The sequence below is a fragment of the Achromobacter sp. 1011811831 genome (assembly GCF_059760905.1).
This window is the reverse complement of record NZ_JCBANG010000098.1, coordinates 1-21388: the sequence shown is the minus strand read 5'-3', so window position 1 is coordinate 21388 and position 21388 is coordinate 1. Positions and strand designations below refer to the sequence as shown.

18 protein-coding genes are annotated in these 21388 nt (G+C 68.0%); 5 read left to right on the top strand and 13 right to left on the bottom strand.

The features are described from left to right. Positions 1-53: 53 nt before the first annotated feature. The gene (gene acnA / locus AC6LJ9_RS26185) at positions 54-2759 is read right to left on the bottom strand and encodes an aconitate hydratase AcnA (RefSeq protein ID WP_498149808.1); all 2706 of its coding nucleotides are present in this window, start codon (positions 2757-2759) and stop codon (positions 54-56) included. Between the two features lie 285 nt (positions 2760-3044). Next, positions 3045-3953, bottom strand: a complete 909-nt coding sequence (locus AC6LJ9_RS26180) for a LysR substrate-binding domain-containing protein (protein WP_498149807.1) — start codon at positions 3951-3953, stop codon at positions 3045-3047. A 123-nt stretch (positions 3954-4076) separates the two neighbouring features. Between AC6LJ9_RS26180 and AC6LJ9_RS26175 the strand changes: the two genes are divergently transcribed. Next, positions 4077-5018, top strand: a complete 942-nt coding sequence (locus AC6LJ9_RS26175) for a pirin family protein (RefSeq protein ID WP_498149806.1) — start codon at positions 4077-4079, stop codon at positions 5016-5018. A gap of 4 nt (positions 5019-5022) precedes the next feature. On the opposite strand, the gene AC6LJ9_RS26170 is transcribed toward AC6LJ9_RS26175, so the two are convergent. Further along, positions 5023-6435 carry a sigma-54-dependent transcriptional regulator gene (locus AC6LJ9_RS26170; protein ID WP_498149805.1) on the bottom strand — a complete coding sequence of 471 codons (1413 nt, stop codon included), beginning with the start codon at positions 6433-6435 and terminating at the stop codon, positions 5023-5025. Beyond that, a complete protein-coding gene (locus AC6LJ9_RS26165) occupies positions 6432-8354 on the bottom strand; it encodes a sensor histidine kinase (protein WP_498149804.1) in 1923 nt (640 codons plus the stop codon). The genes AC6LJ9_RS26170 and AC6LJ9_RS26165 overlap by 4 nt, the downstream gene beginning before the upstream one ends. A 290-nt stretch (positions 8355-8644) precedes the next feature. Between AC6LJ9_RS26165 and AC6LJ9_RS26160 the strand changes: the two genes are divergently transcribed. Beyond that, entirely contained in the window at positions 8645-9997 is a 1353-nt protein-coding gene (locus AC6LJ9_RS26160) for a dicarboxylate/amino acid:cation symporter (RefSeq protein WP_498149803.1), read from the top strand. Between the two features lie 4 nt (positions 9998-10001). Here AC6LJ9_RS26160 and AC6LJ9_RS26155 read toward each other — a convergent pair whose 3' ends face one another. From AC6LJ9_RS26155 to AC6LJ9_RS26125, 7 genes are all read right to left on the bottom strand, one after another. Continuing rightward, positions 10002-10625: a Maf family protein gene (locus AC6LJ9_RS26155; protein ID WP_498149802.1), complete on the bottom strand. Its 624-nt coding sequence runs from the start codon at positions 10623-10625 to the stop codon at positions 10002-10004. Between the two features lie 22 nt (positions 10626-10647). Then, complete coding sequence (gene rlmH / locus AC6LJ9_RS26150) at positions 10648-11118, bottom strand: 23S rRNA (pseudouridine(1915)-N(3))-methyltransferase RlmH (RefSeq protein ID WP_498149801.1); 471 nt, start codon at positions 11116-11118, stop codon at positions 10648-10650. Between the two features lie 7 nt (positions 11119-11125). Next, on the bottom strand, positions 11126-11530 hold the full coding sequence (rsfS, locus tag AC6LJ9_RS26145; RefSeq protein WP_498149800.1) for a ribosome silencing factor: 405 nt from the start codon (positions 11528-11530) through the stop codon (positions 11126-11128). Positions 11531-11604: 74 nt separating this feature from the next. Continuing rightward, a complete protein-coding gene (nadD, locus tag AC6LJ9_RS26140) occupies positions 11605-12192 on the bottom strand; it encodes a nicotinate (nicotinamide) nucleotide adenylyltransferase (protein WP_498149799.1) in 588 nt (195 codons plus the stop codon). Continuing rightward, positions 12189-13100, bottom strand: coding sequence for an oxygen-dependent coproporphyrinogen oxidase (hemF, locus tag AC6LJ9_RS26135; protein ID WP_498149798.1), 912 nt, complete (start codon positions 13098-13100; stop codon positions 12189-12191). The genes nadD and hemF overlap by 4 nt, the downstream gene beginning before the upstream one ends. Continuing rightward, a complete protein-coding gene (gene purD / locus AC6LJ9_RS26130; protein WP_498149797.1) occupies positions 13097-14398 on the bottom strand; it encodes a phosphoribosylamine--glycine ligase in 1302 nt (433 codons plus the stop codon). Before purD ends, hemF begins: the two co-directional genes overlap by 4 nt. A gap of 30 nt (positions 14399-14428) precedes the next feature. Then, complete coding sequence (locus tag AC6LJ9_RS26125) at positions 14429-15160, bottom strand: YebC/PmpR family DNA-binding transcriptional regulator (RefSeq protein ID WP_103275398.1); 732 nt, start codon at positions 15158-15160, stop codon at positions 14429-14431. Positions 15161-15317: 157 nt separating this feature from the next. Between AC6LJ9_RS26125 and AC6LJ9_RS26120 the strand changes: the two genes are divergently transcribed. From AC6LJ9_RS26120 to AC6LJ9_RS26110, 3 genes are all read left to right on the top strand, one after another. Further along, positions 15318-16841 (top strand): helicase HerA-like C-terminal domain-containing protein, encoded by a 1524-nt coding sequence (locus AC6LJ9_RS26120; RefSeq protein ID WP_498149796.1) that lies wholly within the window; start codon positions 15318-15320, stop codon positions 16839-16841. A 187-nt stretch (positions 16842-17028) separates the two neighbouring features. Beyond that, positions 17029-18096 carry a tartrate dehydrogenase gene (locus AC6LJ9_RS26115; RefSeq protein WP_498149795.1) on the top strand — a complete coding sequence of 356 codons (1068 nt, stop codon included), beginning with the start codon at positions 17029-17031 and terminating at the stop codon, positions 18094-18096. A 97-nt stretch (positions 18097-18193) separates the two neighbouring features. After that, complete coding sequence (locus tag AC6LJ9_RS26110; RefSeq protein WP_498149794.1) at positions 18194-19117, top strand: WaaZ-like lipopolysaccharide core biosynthesis protein; 924 nt, start codon at positions 18194-18196, stop codon at positions 19115-19117. Positions 19118-19259: 142 nt separating this feature from the next. Here the strand turns inward: AC6LJ9_RS26110 and AC6LJ9_RS26105 are convergent, their stop codons facing one another. Together AC6LJ9_RS26105 and AC6LJ9_RS26100 are read right to left on the bottom strand one after the other, a co-directional pair. Beyond that, entirely contained in the window at positions 19260-20873 is a 1614-nt protein-coding gene (locus tag AC6LJ9_RS26105; protein ID WP_498149793.1) for a DHA2 family efflux MFS transporter permease subunit, read from the bottom strand. Between the two features lie 9 nt (positions 20874-20882). Next, positions 20883-21388, bottom strand: a 506-nt coding sequence (locus AC6LJ9_RS26100; RefSeq protein ID WP_498149792.1) for an HlyD family secretion protein, incomplete at its 5' end; no start/stop codon positions are given.

The window sequence follows — 21388 nt, the reverse complement described above, 5'->3', positions numbered from 1 at the left end:
GAACCGTGAGGTTCCGGGGGCTTTTGCCTTGATGGCCCGCGCGGGGCCCGGGCTCAGGCCGCCAGCAGCTGGCGCAGCACGAAGGGCAGGATGCCGCCGTGCTGGTAGTAGTCCACCTCGATCGGCGTGTCGATGCGCAGCAGCACGGTCACGTCCTGCTTGGAACCGTCCTTGCGGGTGATCGTCAGCGTCACGTCCTGCATCGGCTTGATGCCGTTTTCCAGGCCGGAGATGTCGTAGGTTTCCTCGCCGGTGATGCCGAGCGACTGCACGCTGTCGTTGCCCTTGAACTGCAGCGGCAGCACGCCCATGCCCACCAGGTTGCTGCGATGGATGCGCTCGAAGCTGCGGGTGATCACGGCCTTCACGCCCAGCAGCTGGGTGCCCTTGGCGGCCCAGTCGCGCGACGAGCCGGTGCCGTACTCCTCGCCGCCGAACACCACGGTGGGGGTGCCGGCCGCGACGTACTTCATGGCCGCGTCATAGATGGACATCTGTTCGCCCGAGGGCTGGAACAGCGTGTCGCCGCCTTCGAAGCGGCTGCCGTCCGGCAGCGCGGGAATCATGAGGTTCTTGATGCGTACGTTGGCGAAGGTGCCGCGCATCATGATCTCGTGGTTGCCGCGGCGCGAGCCGTAGCTGTTGAAGTCGGCCTTCATCACGCCGTGTTCCTTGAGCCACTTGCCGGCGGGCGAGGTTTCCTTGATGGAGCCGGCCGGCGAGATGTGGTCGGTGGTGACCGAGTCGCCGAACACGCCCAGCGCGCGCGCGCCCTTGACGGTCGGGGTGGCGCCCGGCGTCATGCCGAAGTCCTGGAAGAACGGCGGTTCGGCGATGTAGGTCGAGTCGGGCCAGTTGTAGGTGTCGCCGGTGACGCCCTTGATGTGTTCCCAGAGTTCGCCGGGGTTGCTCTTGACCTGGCCGTAGTTGGCCTGGAAGGCCTTGGGATCCAGCGCGAACTTGAGCAGCGCGTCGATTTCCTCGGTGCTCGGCCAGATGTCGCCCAGCCACACGTCGCCGTTCTTGCCTTGGCCCACGGGCTCGGTCATCAGGTCGCGCGTGATGGTGCCGGCCAGGGCATAGGCCACGACCAGCGGCGGCGAGGCCAGGAAGTTGGCCTTGATGTTCGGGTGGATGCGGGCCTCGAAGTTGCGGTTGCCCGACAGCACGGCGGCGCAGACCAGGTCGTTGCCGGTGATGGCTTCGTTCAGGTCCGGGGTCAGGTCGCCGGCGTTGCCGATGCAGGTGGTGCAGCCGTAGGCGGCCACGTCGAAGCCCAGCTTTTCCAGGTAGGGCAAGAGGCCCGTTTTGGTCAGGTATTCGGTGACCACGCGCGATCCGGGGGCCAGCGAGGTCTTGATGTGCTTGGGCACGGTCAGGCCGGCTTCGACGGCCTTCTTGGCCAGCAGGCCGGCCGCCAGCAGCACGCTGGGGTTGGACGTGTTGGTGCAGGACGTGATGGCCGCGATCAGGATGTCGCCGTTCTTGACCTTGGTGCCGGCGCTGGTGGTGTAGGTCTGGCCGAGCTTGTCGGCGGGCTGGTTGAAGCCGTTCTCGGCGACCGGCTTGGAGAACAGGTCGATGAAGGTGTTCTTGACGTTGCCGATCTCGATGCGGTCCTGCGGACGCTTCGGGCCGGCCAGCGAGGGCGCCACCGTGGACAGGTCCAGCGTCAGCAGCTTGGTGAAGTTGATGTCCTTGGCCTTGGGCACGCCGAACATCTTCTGGGCCTTGAAATAGGCCTCGAAGGCGGCGATCTCGGCTTCGGTGCGGCCGGTGCCGCGGAAGTAGTCGATGGTGCGCTCGTCGACCGGGAAGAAGCCCATGGTCGCGCCGTACTCCGGCGCCATGTTGCCGATGGTGGCGCGTTCGGCCACGGACAGGCTGGCGGTGCCTTCGCCACAGAATTCCACGAACTTGCCCACCACTTTTTCACGGCGCAGCATTTCGGTGATGGTCAGCACCAGGTCGGTGGCGGTGACGCCGCCGCGCAGCTTGCCCTTGAGCTCCACGCCGACCACGTCGGGGGTGAGGAAGTACACGGGCTGGCCCAGCATGCCGGCCTCGGCCTCGATGCCGCCCACGCCCCAGCCGACCACGCCGATGCCGTTGATCATGGTGGTGTGGCTGTCGGTGCCCACCAGCGAGTCGGGGTAGTAGACGTTGTGCTTCTTGTCCTGGTGCACGCCGCGCGCCAGGTATTCCAGGTTGACCTGGTGGACGATGCCGAAGCCCGGGGGCACCACGCCGAAGGTGTCGAAGGCCTGCATGCCCCACTTCATGAACTGGTAGCGCTCTTGGTTGCGCTTGAATTCCAGCTTCATGTTCAGGTCCAGCGCGTTCTTGGTGCCGAAGTAGTCGATCATGACCGAGTGGTCGACCACCAGGTCGACCGGCACCAGCGGCTCGATGCTCTTGGGGCTCTTGCCCATCTGGTCGGCCACCGAGCGCATGGCGGCGATGTCGGCCAGCAGCGGCACGCCGGTGAAGTCCTGCAGCACGACGCGGGCCACGACGAAGGGGATTTCATCCTCGCGCCTGGCGTTGGCCTGCCAGTTGGCCAGCTGCTTGACGTGTTCTTCGGTGACTTTCTTGCCGTCGCAGTTGCGCAGCACCGATTCCAGCACGATGCGGATGGAGACGGGCAGCCGCTGCACGTCCACGCCCAGGGCCTTGCCCAGGGCCGGCAGCGAGTAGTACTGACAGGACTTGTCGCCGATCTTGAAGTTCTTCAGGGTGTCGAGGGTGTTGTGCGGCATGATGGACTCCATGGTTTCGCCCGCGTGAAGCCGGCATTTTCTGGCGTTTTGGCGCGTTTGTCATTCTAAGCGTGACAAGCTCGCGGCGGACCTTGTGTCTTATATCTTATATAAGACTTGGGTGGCGCGTCAAAGTTCCGGCCCTGCCCAAACCGGGCCCGAGGCCGTCCGGTCCGCCTCGCGCGCCGCCGCCAGCGCGCAAGGCGACGGGCGCATCCCCGTGGGGATCCCGTTTTTTACCAAGAAAGTCCTGCAAGCGTGTGGCGGCCGGCGCGCGGCGGGCGTTCAGCCCAGCCGCGCGGGCAATTCGGCGATGGCGAAGTCCAGGAACCGCCGCAGGGCCAGCGGCGTGCCTCGGCGGGCGGGCATGACCGCGTAGATGCGGGCCGGCGCGGCGGTCCAGGACGGCAGCAGGGCGACGAGGTCGCCGCGCGCCAGCGAGGCCGCGCACAGATAGTGCGGCAGCAGCGCGATGCCCAGGCCGGCGCGCGCCATCTCGCGCACCGCGGCCGGATTGTTGCTCAGGCTGCGGGGCGTGAACTCCAGCGACTCCCGCTCGCCCGAGGGATGGCTGAATTGCCAGCTCTGCAGGCTGTCCTGCGTGGCATGCGCCAGCAGCGGCAGGGCGGTCAGATCGCGCGGGCGGCGCAGGTCGGCGCGCGCCAGCTCCGGCGCGGCCACCAGCGCCAGCGGAACCGGGGCCAGTTCGCGCGCCACCAGCCGCGAGTCCGTCAGCGAGGCGCCCTGCGCGCGGAAGGCCAGGTCGTAACCCTCGCCCACCAGGTCGATGATCTGGTCGCGGGTGTCCAGCAGCACGCGCACGCGCGGGTGCTGCTGGCAGTAGCGCCCGATCAGGTCGCCCAGCAGCGTGACCGCCAGGGCCGACGGCGCCGTGATGCGCAGCAGCCCGCTGGGCGTGTCGCCCATCGACGCCGCCAGGTCATAGGCCGTGCGCGCCTCGCGCGCCATGGCGCGGGCGTGCACATAGATCTGTTCGCCCATGGGCGTTAGCGAGATATGCCGGGTATTGCGTTGCAGCAGGCGCAGCCCCAGCCGGGCTTCCAGGTCGGCCACGCGCCGGCTGAGCTTGGAGCGCTGCAGGCCCAGGATGCGGGCGGCGGCGGAGAAACCGCCTTTTTCCACCACCTCGCTAAAGAGCAGCAGGTCGTCGAGATGGTGAATATACGAGTTCATGAAGGGCGCGCGCGTGTTGAGATTGTCCTGGCAAGCAGGACAATTATTCCTGAAATTGGCCTCTATTGCCTGGCATGCGGAACGCCTAAGCTGTGCGCCACGCAACAATCAGGCAGCACATTCTTGACGATTCTTCTCAGCCCGCTGGTCGCCAGCCAGGCCCAGCCGGTCGGCGAGGCCTGTTCCATCCGCCAGTTCCGCCATACCGATTTCCCCCTGGGCATGTCGCCGCTGGTGCTGGTGGACCATTTCGTCATGACGGGCCCGACCTTCGCGCCGCATCCGCACGCCGGCATTTCCGCGGTGACCCTGCTGTTCGAGGACAGCCAGGGCGTGATGCAAAGCCTGGACAGCGTGCGCAACGACCACGAGATCCGCGCGGGCGACCTGCACTGGACCCTGGCCGGCAAGGGGATCGTGCATACGCAGCAGCCGGTCGGCCCGGCCCGGCTCAACGGTCTGCAGATGTTCGTGAACCTGCCCGAGCGTCTGAAGGCGCTGCCGCCGGCGACCTCGCTGCTGCGCGCCTGGGAAATGCCCATCATCCAGAGCGACGCGGGCCGGGTGCGCGTGGTGTCGGGCGCCTACGACGGCTGGGAATCGCCCCCGCTGGGTCCCGAGCCGCTGCTGATCCTGGACATCTGGCTGCGGCCGGGCGCCACGCGCCTGGTGCCGCTACCCGACGGCTGGAATGCCTGGGTCTATGCCGTGCAGGGCGACCTGGGCCTGCGCGCGCGCCACCAGCTCGGGGCCGGCGCGGCGCCGGCCGCCAAGCGGCAGGGGGAGGATCCGGACTTCGCCGTCCTGCATACGGGTTCGGCCGTGGCCGCCTCGGCCGACGGCGACGGCATGCTGCTGTTGATCGCGGGCCGGGCGCCCGCGCACATCGTCCTGATCGCGGGGCCCGTCATCGACGAGCCCGTGATCCAGCGCGGGCCGTTCGTGATGGCCTCGCAGCGCGCGTTGGACGAAGCCATGCGTGCCTATGACGCCGGCGATTTCGGACTGATTCGCGACGACGGGGAGGCGCCGGGCAGGCCCGCGGAGCCGGCCGGCGCGGACTGAGCCGCTATTCCGACGCGCCGCCGCCGGTGTATTCCTGGCGGTCTATGCCATGGCGCTGGAGCTTGTCGTAGAACGTCTTGCGAGGAATGCCCAGCGCTTCCAGCGTGGATTTGATGTCGCCATGATGGACGGCCAGCGCGTCGCGGATCAGCTGCGCCTCGAAGCGTTCCATTCGCTCCGGCAGGCTGCCTGAGCCGGCGGCGGGCTGCGGCGCCGACAGCGGCGCGCCGCCATGCACGCCCAGCACGACGCGCTCGGCGAAGTGGGCCAGCTCGCGCACGTTGCCGGGCCAGGCGTGTTCCTGCAGATGTTGCCGGACCTGCGCCGGCAGGTCGGGGATGTCGCGCTGGAAGCGCCGCGAGGCGATGCCCAGGTAATGCGCGAACAGCAGCGGAATGTCGTCGCGCCGTTCGCGCAGCGGCGGGATCCGGATGGTGACGACGTTCAGGCGATAGAACAGGTCCTCGCGGAAATGCGGGCGCGCCAGCGGGCTGCCCAGGTCTTCCTTGGTGGCCGCGACCACCCGCAGGTCCAGGCTGCGCACGTCATTGGTGCCCAGCGGCGTGATCTGGCGGGTTTCCAGCACGCGCAGGAACTTGACCTGAATGTTCAGCGGCATGCTCTCGATCTCGTCGAGGAACAGCGTGCCGCCGCTGGCATGCTCGATGCGGCCGATGCGCCGCTTCTGCGCGCCGGTGAAGGCGCCCGCCTCATGGCCGAACAGCTCGCTTTCGATCACGCTTTCGGGCAGCGCGCCGCAATTGATCGCCACCAGCTCGTGCTGACGGCGGCGGCTCAGTCGGTGCAAGGCGCTGGCGACCACTTCCTTGCCGGTGCCGGTCTCGCCTTCCACCAGCACGTCCACGTCGGCGTCGGCGATATGCCGCAGCGTCTGCTTGATCCGCTGCATGGCCGGGGTGTTGCCGATGAATGGCACCGCGTCGGCGCCTGCGGCGAACGCCGCTTCCTGCAGGCGGCGATTTTCCAGGACCAGCCTGCGCTTCTCGGCGGCGTGGCCGATGGTGGCGATCAGGCGCTCGGCGGGATAGGGCTTGGCCAGGAAGTCGTAGGCGCCCTCGCGCATGCACTGGACGGCGGTGGCGATGTCGCCGTGGCCGGTGATCAGGATGACGGGAATCTCGGCATCGATGTCGCGCAGCCGCTGGAATAGCTGCAGCCCGTCCATGTCCGGCATGCGGATGTCGGTCACCACCACGCCGTCGAACGCGCGCGTCAGCACGGGCAGGGCGGCGCGGGCGCTGGCGTGGGCCTCGACCTGGAAGCCGTGCAGCTTCAGCGTCTGGCTGTTGGCTCGGCGCAGCTCGGCGTCGTCGTCGATGAAGACCACGCGCGCGGCGGGCTTGGCGGGCAGGGCGGCGGCGCCGGACGGCGGCGCGGAAGAGGCGGATCGGCTCATGATGCGGGAAGGGAGGACGCCTTGCGCAGCGTCAGGATGAACAGGGCGCCGCGTCCGGGACCGTGGGGCGCGGGGAACTCCGGGTCCGTGGCGTCTGCTGCGCGCAGCTCGCCGCCGAATTCGGCGACGATGTCGCGGGAGATCACCAGCCCCAGTCCCAGGCCCTCGGGCTTGGTGGTGTGGAAGGGCGTGAACAGACCGGCCAGCGCCTCGGCGCTCAGGCCCGGCCCGTTGTCGTGGAAATAGAGCCGCACCCGCTCGCCCTGGTCGCGCAGGGCCAGGGTGATGCGGCCGCCGGGTTGGCCTTCCAGCGCGTCCAGCGCGTTCTGCAGCAGATTGACCAGCACCTGTTCCAGCCGGATGCGGTCGGCCAGCACCCGCGCGTCCTGGCCGGCGGCCGGCCGATGCAGCGCCACGCCCTGCCGCGCGGCGCGCGGGCCGGCCAGCAGCAGCGCGCCGTCCAGCGCCGCGCCCAGGCTGATCGGCGCGACCTGCGTGCTGGCCTTGCGCGAGAAGGCGCGCAGCTCGCCGGTGATATGGCCGATGCGTTCCGTGAGCGAGGCGATGGATTCCAGGTTTTCGCGCGCGGTGTCCGGATCCTGGCGGCGCAGGAATTCGGCGGCATTGTCCGCGTAGCTCCGGATGGCGGCGACCGGCTGGTTGATTTCGTGCGCGACGCCGGCGGCCACCTGTCCCAGCAAGGCCAGCTTGCTGGCCTGGACCAGTTCATCCTGCAGTGTGTGCAGCCGCGCCTGGGCGCGTTGGCGTTCGTCCATTTCGCCGAGCAGCCGGTCGTTGGCCAGCCGCAGCTGCGCCGTGCGTTCGTGTACCTGGTCGGCGAGCTGCTGGCGGATGGCGGTCTGCTGCCGGGTGTGCTCATGGCCGCGGTGCCGGCGGTAGAGCAGCACGCCGACGATGGCGGCCAGCAGGCTTTGCGCCAGCAGTGCGCCCAGCTGGGCATTGGCGCTGGCGCGGTTCAGCGCGGACTGCACCGGCGACAGCAGGTGCAGCGTCCATCCCGGCGATTCGGTGATGGGCAGCGTGGTGTGCAGCAGCGGCGAGCCGGCCGGTATTTGCGGCAGGGCCACGTCCGCGCGCACCAGCGTTCCCGTGCTGCTGGTCTGCAGCGGCGGGCTGATCGGCACGGACTGGAAGCGGGCGTCGCCGAATTGCAGGCTGGTGCGCAGCCGCTGCGCCAGCTCTTCGGATAGCGGCGCCAGCACGTCGAAGCGCCATTGGGGCAGGCTGCCCAGCAGGACCACGCCGTGTTCGTCGGTGACGAAGATCGGCGCGTTGGACTGGCGCCAGTCGGCCTCCAGCTCTCGGAAATCCACCTTCAGCACCACCACGCCGAGCATGCCGCCATCCGGCGCGTCGACGCGGCGGGACAGGTACAGGCCGGCTTCGTGGCTGATGGTGCCGAGCGCGAAGTGCTCGGCCGAGCCGTGCGCGACCGCGCCGCGGAAATACGGCCGGAACTGGTAGTCCACGCCCTCGAAGCTGGCCGGCTCGCGCCAGTTGCTGGCGGCGATGGCGTAGCCCGTGCGGTCCAGCACGTAGATGGCCGCCGCGCCCACGCCGCGGCTCAGGGCTTCGAGTTTTTCATCGAGCGGCCCGATCTGGGCCGGCACGGGATCCAGCAGCGCCGCGCGCAGGTCCACATCGCGCGTCAGCACGAAGGGCAGCGCGCGGAATTTGTCCAGGTTGTTGCGCAGCAGGGCGGCGTTGATCTGGCTGGCGTTGCGCGCCAGCTGGGCCGCCTCCCGCAGCGCGCCTTCGCGCGCCCAGCCGGTGGCCAGATGCAGCACGGCGAAGATGGCGCCGATGAGCAGCAACGCCAGCATGATGCGCGCGGGCCAGCCCATGCCCGGCTTGCTGGCGGGCGGCTCGATGCGCGGGAAGGGGGAGGGATCGGACATGGTTGTGCGGTTTTTCGCACATTTTATCCCTGGCTTGTGCGGACTTTCGCAGGCAGGATCCGCCGATGTTCATTTTAAAAAATGAAAGTCGTGGTTTTTCAACGAGTTGGAAGATCTTTGTGTTCCCGGGCGGGTTGGCACGCCGTTTGCATAGGAAAGGACAAGCCCGTGGCGCGTCCGCGCGGTGAAATCGGCCGCCTTGTCACGCGGGGCGGCCATAAAAGAGATAACGCCCCGACGCCCGCGCTGCTGAATCGCGCGGAGCTGGGGCCCTGGTGGGGACAAAACCCATGATCGACACTGATCAAGGCGCGCCCGCGCGCAAGCTGAAGTTCTATCAAGTCCTGTACGTGCAGGTGCTTTTTGCCATCGTGGTCGGCATGTTGCTCGGCCACTACAAGCCTGAACTGGGGCAGTCCATGCAACCGCTGGGCGACGGCTTCATCAAGCTGGTGAAGATGATCATCGCGCCCGTCATCTTCCTGACCGTGGCCACCGGCATCGCCGCCATGAGCGACCTGAAGAAGGTCGGCCGCGTGGCGGGCAAGGCCATGCTGTATTTCCTGGTGTTCTCGACGCTGGCCCTGGTGGTCGGCATGGTGGTCAGCCACATCGTGCAGCCGGGCGCCGGCATGCACATCGACCCCAAGACGCTGGACGCCAAGGCGGTGTCGGGCTATGTGGCCAAGGCCCATGACTCGACCATCACCGGCTTCCTGATGAACATCATCCCGACGACCATCTTCAGTCCTTTCGTCGGCGGCGACATCCTGCAGGTGCTGTTCGTGGCGGTGCTGTTCGGCATCGCGCTGGCGCAGGTCGGCGAGCGCGGCAAGCCGGTGCTGAACTTCCTGACGGCGCTGGCCCAGCCCATCTTCAAGCTGGTCGCCATCCTGATGAAGGCGGCGCCCATCGGCGCGTTCGGCGCCATGGCCTTCACCATCGGCAAGTACGGCATCAAGTCGGTGGTCAACCTGGCCATGCTGGTGGGCACGTTCTATGCCACCTCGGTGCTGTTCGTGGTGATCGTGCTGGGCGCGGTGGCGCGCTACAACGGCTTTTCCATCCTGAAGCTGGTGCGCTACATCCGCGAAGAACTGCTGCTGGTGCTGGGCACGAGCTCGTCGGAAGCCGCGCTGCCGACGCTGATGCAGAAGATGGAGAAGGCCGGGTGTTCGAAGTCCGTGGTCGGGCTGGTGGTGCCGACCGGCTATTCGTTCAACCTGGATGGCACCAATATCTACATGACCATGGCGGCGCTGTTCATCGCGCAAGCCTGCGACATTCCGCTGTCGCTGCCCGACCAGATACTGCTGTTGCTGGTGGCGATGCTGAGCTCCAAGGGCGCGGCGGGCGTGACGGGCGCGGGCTTCATCACGCTGGCGGCCACGCTGTCGGTGGTGCCCAGCGTGCCGGTCGCAGGCATGGCGCTGATCCTGGGCGTGGACCGTTTCATGTCCGAATGCCGCGCGCTGACCAATCTGGTCGGCAATGCCACGGCCGCCGTGGTGGTGGCGCGCTGGGAAGGCGAACTCGACCGCGAGCAGCTGCAACGGGCGCTGGACGGCCAGGACCTGCCGTCGCCCGGCGAAGCGCCCCAGCAGCAAGGCCAGAGCCTGGCGGTGCCGGTGCAGCAGGGCTGACGGGTCAGGGAATGCGGATGCCGACCGCGCGCAGCAATGCCGCGGTCTCGAATACCGGCAGGCCCATCACGCCGGTATAGCTGCCCGACAGGCTGGCGACGAAGGCGCCGGCCAATCCCTGGACGCCATAGGCGCCGGCCTTGCCATAGGGCTCGCCGCTGTCGCAATAGCGCGCGATGTCTTCCGCGTCCAGCACGCGCATGCGGACTTGCGTGACCGACACGGCTTCCCGCAGGCCGTCGCCGGTCCACAGGGCAACCGCGGTGCGGACCTCGTGCGTGGCGCCGGACAGGGCGCGCAGGATGCGTTCGGCGTCGGCGCGGTCGGCCGGCTTGCCGAGCACGGCGCCCGCCAGGATCACCGTGGTGTCGGCCGACAACAGGGGCAGCGGCGCCAGGCCCTGGGCCTGCATCCAGTCGCGTCCGCGCAGGGCCTTTTCCCTGGCGGTGCGGACCACATAGTCGGCGGCGCTTTCGCCCGCGTGCTGGGGTTCGTCCTCGCCGGGCGGGGCCGGCACCTGCAGCACCTCGTGCGCCACGCCCATCTGGGTCAGCAGCTCGCGGCGCCGGGGGCTGGCGGACGCCAGGTAGATGCGCGCGGGCGCGCCGGAAGTCGTGGTCTGGTCCATGCGGGGCTGGCCGCGCCCGGCGTCAGGCGCGGTGGTAAGGATGGTTGGTCATGATGGCCCAGGCGCGGTAGAGCTGCTCGGCCAGGACCACCCGCACCATGGGGTGCGGCAGGGTCAGCGACGACAGGCGGATCTGCCCGCCGCAGGACGCCTTCAGGTCGGCGTCCAGGCCGTCGGGGCCGCCCACCAGGAAGGCCACGTCCTGGCCACCCGCGCGCCATTGCTCCAGCTTTTGCGACAGCGCGACCGTGGTCAGGTCGCGGCCGCGCTCGTCCAGCGCCAGGCGCAGCGCGCCCGGGGGCAGGGCGGCATCGATGCGCTTGGCTTCCGCCGCCATCATCTGCGCCGGCGTCTTGCCGCTGGTGCGCGGCTCGGGCTTGATTTCGCGCAGTTCCAGCGCGCAGTCCGGCGGCAGCCGCTTGGCGTAATCGTTCCAGGCAGTCTCGACCCAGTCGGGCATGCGCGTGCCGACGGCCGCGACGATGAGTTTCACGACGGACTCAGTCGTCCACGCCGTCGTAGGCGCTGTCGCCGGCGACGGGGGCGACGCGGGTGGATTCCGGCAGCAGCTTGACGCGCACCGGCTTGCCGCCCCAGATCTCTTCCAGGTTGTAGTACTGGCGGATGGCGGGCTGCATGATGTGCACGACCACGTCGCCCAGGTCGACCACGACCCACTCGCCGGTGTCCTCGCCTTCGATGGTGATGCCGGACAGGTCCAGGGCGCGGCCACGGTCGGCGACGCTGGACGCCAGGGCGCGGGTTTGCCGGTTGGAGGTTGCGCTGGCGATCACCACCCGGTCGAACAGGCTGGTGAGGTGCGTGGTGTTGAAGACTTTGATGTCTTGCGCCTTGACGTCTTCGAGGGCATCGATGACGGCGCGTTGGAGTTTCTGTATATCCATAGCTGCGAATAATAACCCGCGGGCGGACGGCCGGAACCGATATTCACGGCGGACGCGCCCGGAGGGCGTGAGGGTTATCGGTAGAGATTGTGCGCCGCAATATACGCGGCCACGGGCGCGGCCAGCATGCCTTCGGTGGATTCGCCCGCGGCCAGGCGGCGGCGGATTTCCGAGGCGGATACGGCCATGGGCGCGAAGGGCAGGGATAGCAGCCCGCGACCCAGCTCCCGCAGGCGCGCCGCCAGTTCGGCGGGCGGCGCCAGCGGCGTGCCGGGGCGGACCGCCACGGCCATGTCCACGCGCTCGGCGATTTCGTCCCAGGCGCGCCAGGTGCAGAAGTTGGCCAGCTGGTCGGCGCCCAGCAGCCAGACGTAGCGGGCATCGCCGGGCAGGGCGCGCAGGGTGTCGATGGTGTAGGTGGCGCCGCCCCGCTCGATTTCGATCGGGTTGACGGCCAGGCCGGGCTGGTCCGCGATGGCCAGCGCCAGCATGTCGAGGCGCTGCGCCGGCGTCGCTTGCAGCGCCTCGCGCTGCCAGGGATTGGCGGTGGGGATCAGTTGCACCTGTTCCAGCGCCTGCGCCGACAGCGCGCTTTGCGCCAGCGCCACGTGCGCCAGATGGACGGGGTCGAAACTGCCGCCCAGGAGCCCGATGCGTTTCACGCCCAGTCCCGCGGCGTCAGGTAGGCCGCCAGCTCAGCCTCGGGTGTGCCCGCCTGCGGCTGCCAGTCGTAGCGCCAATGCGCCATGGGCGGCATGGACAGCAGGATGGATTCCGTGCGTCCGCCCGATTGCAGGCCGAACAGCGTGCCGCGGTCGAACACCAGGTTGAATTCGACGTAGCGGCCGCGCCGGTAGGCCTGGAAGTCGCGCTCGCGCTCGCCGTAGGCCAGGCCGCGACGGCGTTCGACGATGGGCATGTAGCTCGGCAGGAAGGCGTCGCCGACCGAGCGCGTCAGTGCGAACGAGGCGTCGAAGCCGGGCGCGTTGAGATCGTCGTAGAAGATGCCGCCGACGCCGCGCGTCTCGTTGCGGTGCTTCAGGAAGAAGTATTCGTCGCACCAGCGCTTGTAGCGCGGATAGTAGTCCGCGCCGTGCGGCGCTAGCGCGTCCCGACAGGTTTCGTGGAAATGGCGGGCGTCTTCCTCGAACGGGTAGTACGGTGTCAGGTCGATGCCGCCGCCGAACCAGAAAACGTCGTTTTCGTCGTGGCCGGGACGGGCCACGGCCAGGAACATGCGCACGTTCATGTGCGTGGTCGGCACATAGGGGTTGCGCGGATGCAGCACCATGGACACGCCCATGGCTTCCCAGGGGCGGCCGGCCAGCTCGGGCCGGTGGGCGCTGGCCGAGGGCGGCAGCTGCGAGCCCTTGACGTGGCTGAACAGCACGCCGGCGCGCTCGAACAGCGCGCCGCCTTCGAGCAGGCGCGACAGCCCGCCGCCGCCTTCGGCGCGGGTCCAGGAATCGCTGCGGAAGGCGGCGCCCTCCGCGTCTTCCAGCGCGCTGACGATGCGGGCTTGCAGGCCGGTCAGGTAGTCCCGGACCTCGGTGACGGGCAGGGCGCTCATCGGCCGGTTTTCTGCTGGGAGGGCTTGAGCGCGCGCCAGCCGATGTCGCTGCGGTACTGGCGGCCGTCGAAGTGGATGCCGTCGATCGCTTCGTACGCGCGGTCGCGCGCCATCTTGACCGAGTCGCCCAGCGCCGTCACGCACAGCACGCGGCCGCCGGTGGTCTGGACTTCCTCGCCTTCCAGGCGCGTGGCGGCATGGAACACCATGCAGTCCTCGGCGTCGGCCGGCAGGCCCTTGATGGCGTCGCCGGTGCGCGGCGTATTGGGGTAGTTGTGCGAGGCCAGCACCACGCCCAGGGCCGTGCGGCGGTCCCAGGTGATGTCGGCCTGGTCCAGCGTGCCGTCGACCGCGTGCTCCAGCGCGTCGAGCAGGTCGCTCTTGACGCGCATCATGATGGGCTGGGTTTCCGGGTCGCCCATGCGGCAGTTGAATTCCAGCGTCTTGATGGCGCGGTCCGGATCATCGCCGGGGGCGATCATCAGGCCGGCGTACAGGAAGCCGGTGTACGGGATGCCGTCGCGCGTCATGCCCTGCACGGTCGGCAGGATGATCTCGCGCATGATGCGGTGGTGCAGCTCGGGCGTGACGATGGGGGCGGGCGAATAGGCGCCCATGCCGCCGGTGTTGGGGCCCTGGTCGCCGTCCTGCAGGCGCTTGTGGTCCTGGCTGGTGGCCAGCGCCAGCACGTTGCGGCCGTCGCACATGACGATGAAGCTGGCTTCCTCACCGACCAGGCATTCCTCGATCACGACGCGCGCGCCGGCCTCGCCCATGGAGCCGTCGCCCAGCATGGCGTCGACCGCCGCGTGGGCCTCTTCCAGCTTCGCCGCGACCACCACGCCCTTGCCGGCGGCTAGGCCGTCGGCCTTGATGACGATGGGGGCGCCTTCCGCGTCGATGTAGGCATGCGCGCGGGCCGGGTCGGTGAAGGTCTCGTAGCGCGCCGTCGGGATGTTGTGGCGGACCATGAAGGCCTTGGCGTAGTCCTTCGAGCTTTCCAGCTGCGCCGCCGCCTTGGTGGGGCCGAAGATCTTCAGGCCGCGCGCGCGGAACACGTCGACGACGCCGGCCGCCAGCGGCGCCTCGGGGCCGACCACGGTCAGCGCGATGCCTTCGCGCTGGACGAAATCGGCCAGCTCCTCGGCATTGGTGAGCGCGATGTTTTCCATCTGCTCGGCGCGTTGCGTGCCGCCGTTGCCCGGCGCGACGTAGACCTTGTGTACGCGCGGGGAGCGGGCCAGCCGCCATGCGAGGGCATGTTCGCGGCCGCCCGAGCCAATTACCAGGAGTTTCATTATTGCGTGGTTCTGAAGGTTGCTTGCGGCTTACTGCGCTTCGTCGAAAACGACGGTCGTATAGACTTCCTGCACGTCGTCCAGGCCTTCCAGGGCGTCGAGCAGTTTCTGCATCTTGATGGCGTCTTCCCCGGCCAGCTCGGTTTCATTCAGGGCCTTCATGACGATGCCGTCCATCTCGGCCTTCAGGCCGGCGGCGTCGAAGGCCTTGCGCACGGCGGCGTAGTCGGCCGGCGCGCTGATCACCTCGATCACGCCTTCGTCATCGGTCGTCACGTCCTCGGCGCCCGCTTCCAGGGCGGCTTCCATGACCTTGTCTTCCGGGGTGCCGGGGGCGAACACGAACTGGCCGCAATGCTTGAACATGAAGGCGACCGAGCCTTCCTGGCCCAGGTTGCCGCCGTTCTTGGCGAAGGCGTGGCGCACTTCTGCCACGGTGCGGGTGCGGTTGTCGGTCATGCAGTCGACGATCACCGCCGCGCCGCCGATGCCGTAGCCTTCGTAGCGGACTTCCTCGTAGGCCTCGCCGTCGGCGCCGCCGGCGCCGCGCTGGATGGCGCGCTGGATGTTGTCCTTGGGCATGTTGGCGTCGGTCGCCTTGTCCCAGGCCATGCGCAGCCGCGGATTGCTGTCCGGGTCGGGGCCGCCGGCACGGGCCGCCACCGTGATTTCACGGATGATCTTGGTCCAGAGCTTGCCCCGCTTGGCGTCTTGACGGCCCTTGCGGTGTTGAATATTGGCCCATTTGCTGTGTCCGGCCATAGCGTTCCAGGATAAAAGGTCTTTGAAGGCGAGCATTTTACCGTGCCGGCGGGGCGCGCGCCCGGCTGCCCGCCGCTTGTGTCCGTCCGGCCACGCGCACAAGGCCGCCGGCAGGCTCTACACTTGGGCATCTGTTTCAACCGGTCCGGAGTCGTCCATGCCCAACCCCATCCTCATCGCCAAGAACGCGCAGACGGAACTGGCCCTGCTGCCGGCCTTGGCGAACCGGCATGGCTGCATCACCGGCGCGACCGGGACCGGCAAGACCGTCACCCTGCAGGTGTTGGCGGAATCGTTTTCCCGCATCGGCACGCCGGTGTTCATGGCCGACGTCAAGGGCGACCTGACCGGCGTCTCCCAGGCGGGCGCCGCCAGCCCCAAGCTGCAGGAACGGCTCAAGAACCTGGGCCTGGCCGAGCCGGCCTGGGCCGCCAGCCCGGTGGCGCTGTGGGACGTGTTCGGCGAGCAGGGCGCGCCGGTCCGGGCCACCATCTCCGACATGGGACCGCTGCTGCTGGCGCGCATCCTGGAGCTGAACGACACCCAGGAAGGCGTGCTGGCGCTGGTGTTCAAGGTCGCCGACGACGAGGGCCAGCTGCTGCTGGACCTGAAGGACCTGCGCGCCATGCTGCAGAACGTGGCCGACCGCAGCGCCGAGCTCAAGACCCGTTACGGCAACGTGTCGGCCGCCAGCGTGGGCGCGATCCAGCGCAGCCTGCTGACGCTGGAGTCGCAGGGCGCCGAGAAATTCTTCGGCGAGCCCATGCTTGATGTGGCCGACCTGATGCGCACCGACGCCCAGGGACGCGGCATCGTCAACGTGCTGGCCGCCGACAAGCTCATGCAGGCGCCGCGCCTGTACGCGATCTTCCTGCTCTGGCTGCTGGGCGACCTGTACGAAAAGCTGCCGGAAGTGGGCGACATGGAACAGCCCAAGCTGGTCTTCTTCTTCGATGAGGCCCATCTGCTGTTCACCGATGCGCCGCAAGCCCTGCTGACCAAGATCGAGCAGGTGGTCCGCCTGGTCCGCTCCAAGGGCGTCGGGGTGTATTTCGTCACCCAGAACCCGCTGGACATCCCCGATACGGTGCTGGGACAGCTGGGCAACCGCGTCCAGCACGCGCTGCGCGCCTTCACGCCGCGCGACCAGAAGGCCGTCAAGACCGCGGCGCAGACCATGCGCCCGAATCCCGGGCTGGATATCGAGGCCGCCATCACCGAACTGGGCGTCGGCGAGGCCCTGGTGTCGTTGCTGGACGCCAAGGGGCGGCCCCAGCCCACCGAGCGCGCCTGGATCGTGCCGCCGGCCAGCCGCATCGGGCCGGCCACCGATGCCGAGCGCCAGGCGTTGCGTCGGGCCAATCCCTTGTCGGCCAAGTACGAGCAGACGATTGACCGCGAATCCGCCTATGAAGTGCTGGCGGGCCGGGCGTCGACGCCTGTCGGTCAAAACGGCGGCGCCGCCGCGCCCGGCGCGCCCGCTGGCGGGCAGCCGCAGGGCAGCGAGGAAGGCGGCTTCATGCAGGGCTTGAACGAAGTGCTGTTTGGATCCACCGGCCCCCGGGGCGGCAAGCGCGACGGCGTGGTCCAGACCATGGCCAAGAGCACCGTGCGCACGGTCGCCCGGGAACTGGCCCGAGGCATCCTGGGGTCGCTGCTCGGCTCGAAAGGGCGCCGCTGAGGTCATGAGGGGTGACCGCGTACCCGCTTACGACTACGTGCCGTCACACGCAATGGTCTGAAATGGGATTTTTGCGGTCGGCCTCTCTGTAAGGCCCCCGGGTTTTTGTAACTGGGGGTATTGCACCACTATAATTTATGCCTATGATCTTGGGTGGTATATACCGAGAATCAAAGGGAAAAAATTGGTGGCTAAGAAACACAAGATTGCGGTGCTTCCGGGAGACGGCATAGGCAAGGAAGTCGTGCCCGAAGGCCTGAAAGTGCTGGATGCGGTCGCGGCGCGATTCGACATCGGATTCCAGTGGGACCACTTCGACTGGAGTTGCGATTATTACGCCAAGCACGGCAAGATGATGCCGGACGACTGGCGCGCGCAGATCGGCCAGCACGAAGCGATTTTCTTCGGCTCGATCGGCTGGCCGGCCACGGTGCCCGACCACGAGGCGCTGTGGGGTTCGCTGTTCAAGTTCCGCCGCGAATTCGACCAGTACATCAATCTGCGTCCGGTGCGCCTGATGCCCGGCGTGCCTTCGCCGCTGGCCAATCGCAAGCCCGGAGAGATCGATTTCTACATCGTCCGCGAAAACACCGAAGGCGAATACTCCAATAGCGGCGGTCGCCTGTTCGAGGGCACCGAGCGCGAGGTGGTGATCCAGGAGAGCGTGTTCACCCGTGTTGGCGCCGACCGCGTGCTGAAATTCGCGTTCGACCTGGCCCAGAAGCGCGGCAAGCACCTGACCGCGGCCACCAAGTCCAACGGCATTTCCATCTCGATGCCCTGGTGGGACGAGCGCGTGGCCGATATCGCCAAGAGCTATCCCGACGTGCGCTGGGACAAGTACCATATCGATATACTGTGCGCTCATTTCGTGCAGCACCCTGACTGGTTCGACGTCGTGGTGGCGTCCAACCTGTTCGGCGATATCCTGTCGGACCTGGGGCCGGCCTGCACGGGCACCATCGGCATCGCGCCGTCGGCCAACCTGAATCCCGAACGCAAGTTCCCGTCCCTGTTCGAGCCCGTGCACGGCTCGGCGCCCGACATCTACGGCAAGGGCATCGCCAATCCGATCGGCCAGATCTGGAGCGGCGCGCTGATGCTGGATTTCCTGGGCTATCCAGAGGCCTCAGCCGCCGTCGTGAGCGCGATCGAGACCGTGCTGGCGGACGGACCGCGCACCCGGGACATGCAGGGCACGGCATCCACCGCCGAGGTCGGAGACGCGATCGCGTCGCTGATTTCGGCGCGCTGAGCACCGTAGTGAGGAAGGGCTTTACAGAGTGAAAATGGACCAAGCGATCTCGCCTGCTCCGCCCGGCCACATTGGTGGCGGGCGGGCGGATCGATTCGTGCGCAAGTTGTTCCGCATGCTGCGTTCGCGCAGCCAGCGGCACAACCAGCATCTCTGGCCGTTTGTCCGCATCCAGCGAGATTCGCTGGGAACCATCAGTGGTTATCGGGCATTCGGCCGGTCGGTGCCCGTGACGCCGCTGGACGAAGGGTACGACCCTTCCGACGAAACCGTTCATCTGATCCTGAGTGGCCCTTCCATCGCGGAAATTCCCTATGACCGGATGAACATCCAGTGCGCGATGGGAGTGAACGGCGCGATCGTGCTGGCCAACAAGTACGACCTGCCGTTCAAGTATTACTGCATTATCGACCAGAACTTCGTGCGCGACCGCATCGCCCTGGTGCGCGAGATCGTGTCGCGCGACCTGACGCTGTACGTCTCGCCCGAGGTGTTGCGCTACATCGTCCAGGGCGTGCCCCAGGAAGAGATACGCTGCCGCATCTGCATCATCGAGCTCATCCTCGAGCGGGCCTATCAGCGCAGCACGGCGCCGGCGACGCTGGTGCGCATGGTCCAGGCGAATCCCGACCTGCACCTGCTGGATGCGGAGCTGGGGCTGGGCTTCAGCTTCAATGCGGCGCTCGGGGTGTTCGACGCCGACACCGTGGCCTATGCCGCGTTGCAGGTGCTGTTTTCGTATGGCGCCCGCAATGTTTACGTGCACGGCCTGGACCTGAGCCTTGAAAACGGCCTGCGCTTCTACGATGAAGGCGTGTCGCCCCAGAGCAGCCGGCTGGCGCGGCATTTCGCGCGCGTGATCGAGCCGTCCTTCAGGTTTGCCGCCAGGCATTGGGCCGAACGTGGTCTTTCGGTCTACAACCTGTCCCCGGTCAGCGCATTGCCGCCGGAAGTGATCGCGCGCAAGGACTGGCGCGAACTGCTCAAGCCCGATACCGTCGAGCGCAACGAAACCGCCTGAATCGCGCCACCGCTGCTGCGGGTCGCCAATGGCGGCCTCGGTGGCGCCATCACTCGTTCGCTGTATCAGCCCCATTCGCAACAGACCCGCCTCCAGGGCGGGTCTGTTCATTCCTGGCTGCCGCAGCGGCGGGCTGAAGGGCCTAGTGAGCCCCCGCCGCCGCTTCCGCCGCGCCGCCGCCGCCCGCCTTCGCGGACTTGGGCCGGGCGAACCAGACCAGGCCGGTCAGCAGCAGGAAAATCACCGCCGAGCCATAGAACACGTCCACCGCGGACATGGTGAAGGCCTGCGTGTTGATCATCCGGTCCACCAGCGTCAGCGCCTGCGCGTGTGATACGCCCAGCCCGTTCTGCAACGTGCCGACCGTCTGATCGAAGGCCGCTTGTCCCGGCCGCGCGATTTCCGTCAGCTGCGCGTGATGCATCGTGGCGCGGTTTTCCCATAGCGTGGTGGCGATCGAGGTGCCGAAGGCCCCCGCCGTCAGGCGCAGGAAGTTCGACAGGCCCGACGCCGCCGGGATGCGCCAGGGCTCGATGCTGGACAGCGTGATCGAGGTCAGCGGCACGAAGAAGGCCGCCATGGCCGCGCCCTGGATGATGGTCGGCGTCATCAGTGTGCGCACGTCGGTCTGGGTATTGAAGCCCGACCGCATGAAGCACACCAGCGCGAAGATCAGGAAAGCCACGGTGACGATCTGGCGCGGATCCCGGGTGGCCAGCATCTTGCCCACGACCGGCGTCAGCAGGATGGCCAGCAGTCCGACCGGCGCGGTGACCAGGCCGGCGTAGGTGGCCGTGTAGCCCATGTTGCTTTGCAGCCAGAGCGGCAGCAGCACCACGTTGCCGAAGAACACGCCGTAGGCCACGGCCAGCGTCAGCGAGCCGACGGTGAAGTTGCGCACTTTGAACAGGCGCAGATCCACCACGGGGTGCGCGTCGGTCAGTTCCCAGATCAGGAAGAACACGAAGGCCACGACCGCCACCGCCGCCAGGATCAGGATGGTGGGGCTGGCGAACCAGTCCAGTTCCTTGCCCTTGTCCAGCATGATCTGCAGCGCGCCGACCCACACCACCAGCAGGATCAGGCCCAGCTTGTCGATGGGCAGCTTGCGCGTGGGCGACTCGCGGTCGCGGTAGATGCGCCAGCTGATCCAGGCGGCCAGCAGGCCGACCGGCACGTTGATGTAGAAGATCCAGGGCCAGGTGTAGTTGTCGGAAATCCAGCCGCCCAGCAAGGGCCCGGCCACCGGCGCCACCAGCGTGGTCATGGACCAGACCGCCAGCGCCATGCCGGCCTTCGATTTCGGGAAGCTCGCGAGCATCAGCGCCTGCGACAGCGGGATCATCGGGCCGGCGACGGCGCCCTGCAGCACGCGGAAGGCGATCAGCGCCTCCAGCGACGGCGAAAAGCCGCAGAGCCACGAGGCCAGCACGAACAGCAGCGTCGACATCAGGAACAGCCGCACCTGGCCGAAGCGCTGCGTGAGCCAGCCGGTCAGGGGCACCGTGATGGCGTTGGCCACCGCGAAGGACGTGATCACCCAGGTGCCCTGGCTGGTGCTCACGCCCAGGTCGCCCGAGATGGTGGGAATGGACACGTTGGCGATCGAGGTGTCCAGCACGTTCATGAACACCGCCGTGGACAGCGCGATGGACCCGATGATGCGGGTCGCGCCTTCCAGCGGCGGGTGGGCGCCGGGGGGGCGGGCCGGCGCGGCGGGCGCGCCGCCGGCCTCGGGCTGGGCGGGAGTGCTCATGGCGGTTCCTCAGCGGGCCGGGGCGGCGGACGCCGCCGACGCCACCGCGTCGCTGGTGTCCAGGTTGTCACGGATGATCTTGGCGACCATGGCGTCGATCTCGCCGTGGGCCGGTTCGAACGCGCGGGTGGACCAGGCCGGTTCCTTGCGCTCGGTCTGCGTCAGCGGTTCGCCGTCCTGCTTGCCTACGTCGACTTCCACTTCCATCGACAGGCCCACGCGCAGCGGGTGCTTCTTCAGGTCCTCGGGATCGAGCGTGATGCGCACGGGCACGCGCTGCACTACCTTGATCCAGTTGCCCGTGGCGTTCTGCGCGGGCAGCAGCGCGAAGGCGCTGCCGGTGCCGGCGTCCAGGCCGGCGATCGTGCCGTGGTAGGTCACCGAGGTGCCGTACAGGTCGGCATTCATCTTGACGGGTTGGCCGATGCGCATCTTGCGCAGCTGGCCTTCCTTGAAGTTGGCTTCCACCCATACCTGGTCCAGCGGCACCACCGTCATCAGCGCGGCGCCGGAGG

Bases quoted from the DNA above. Each gene is read 5' to 3' on its own strand.
- acnA (WP_498149808.1), bottom strand. From the start codon at position 2,759: ATGCCGCACAACACCCTCGACACCCTGAAGAACTTCAAGATCGGCGAC.
- AC6LJ9_RS26155 (WP_498149802.1), bottom strand. From the start codon at position 10,625: ATGGACCAGACCACGACTTCCGGCGCGCCCGCGCGCATCTACCTGGCG.
- rsfS (WP_498149800.1), bottom strand. From the start codon at position 11,530: ATGGATATACAGAAACTCCAACGCGCCGTCATCGATGCCCTCGAAGAC.
- AC6LJ9_RS26165 (WP_498149804.1), bottom strand. From the start codon at position 8,354: ATGTCCGATCCCTCCCCCTTCCCGCGCATCGAGCCGCCCGCCAGCAAG.
- AC6LJ9_RS26105 (WP_498149793.1), bottom strand. From the start codon at position 20,873: ATGAGCACTCCCGCCCAGCCCGAGGCCGGCGGCGCGCCCGCCGCGCCG.
- AC6LJ9_RS26120 (WP_498149796.1), top strand. From the start codon at position 15,318: ATGCCCAACCCCATCCTCATCGCCAAGAACGCGCAGACGGAACTGGCC.
- AC6LJ9_RS26160 (WP_498149803.1), top strand. From the start codon at position 8,645: ATGATCGACACTGATCAAGGCGCGCCCGCGCGCAAGCTGAAGTTCTAT.
- AC6LJ9_RS26180 (WP_498149807.1), bottom strand. From the start codon at position 3,953: ATGAACTCGTATATTCACCATCTCGACGACCTGCTGCTCTTTAGCGAG.
- AC6LJ9_RS26170 (WP_498149805.1), bottom strand. From the start codon at position 6,435: ATGAGCCGATCCGCCTCTTCCGCGCCGCCGTCCGGCGCCGCCGCCCTG.
- AC6LJ9_RS26125 (WP_103275398.1), bottom strand. From the start codon at position 15,160: ATGGCCGGACACAGCAAATGGGCCAATATTCAACACCGCAAGGGCCGT.
- hemF (WP_498149798.1), bottom strand. From the start codon at position 13,100: ATGAGCGCCCTGCCCGTCACCGAGGTCCGGGACTACCTGACCGGCCTG.
- purD (WP_498149797.1), bottom strand. From the start codon at position 14,398: ATGAAACTCCTGGTAATTGGCTCGGGCGGCCGCGAACATGCCCTCGCA.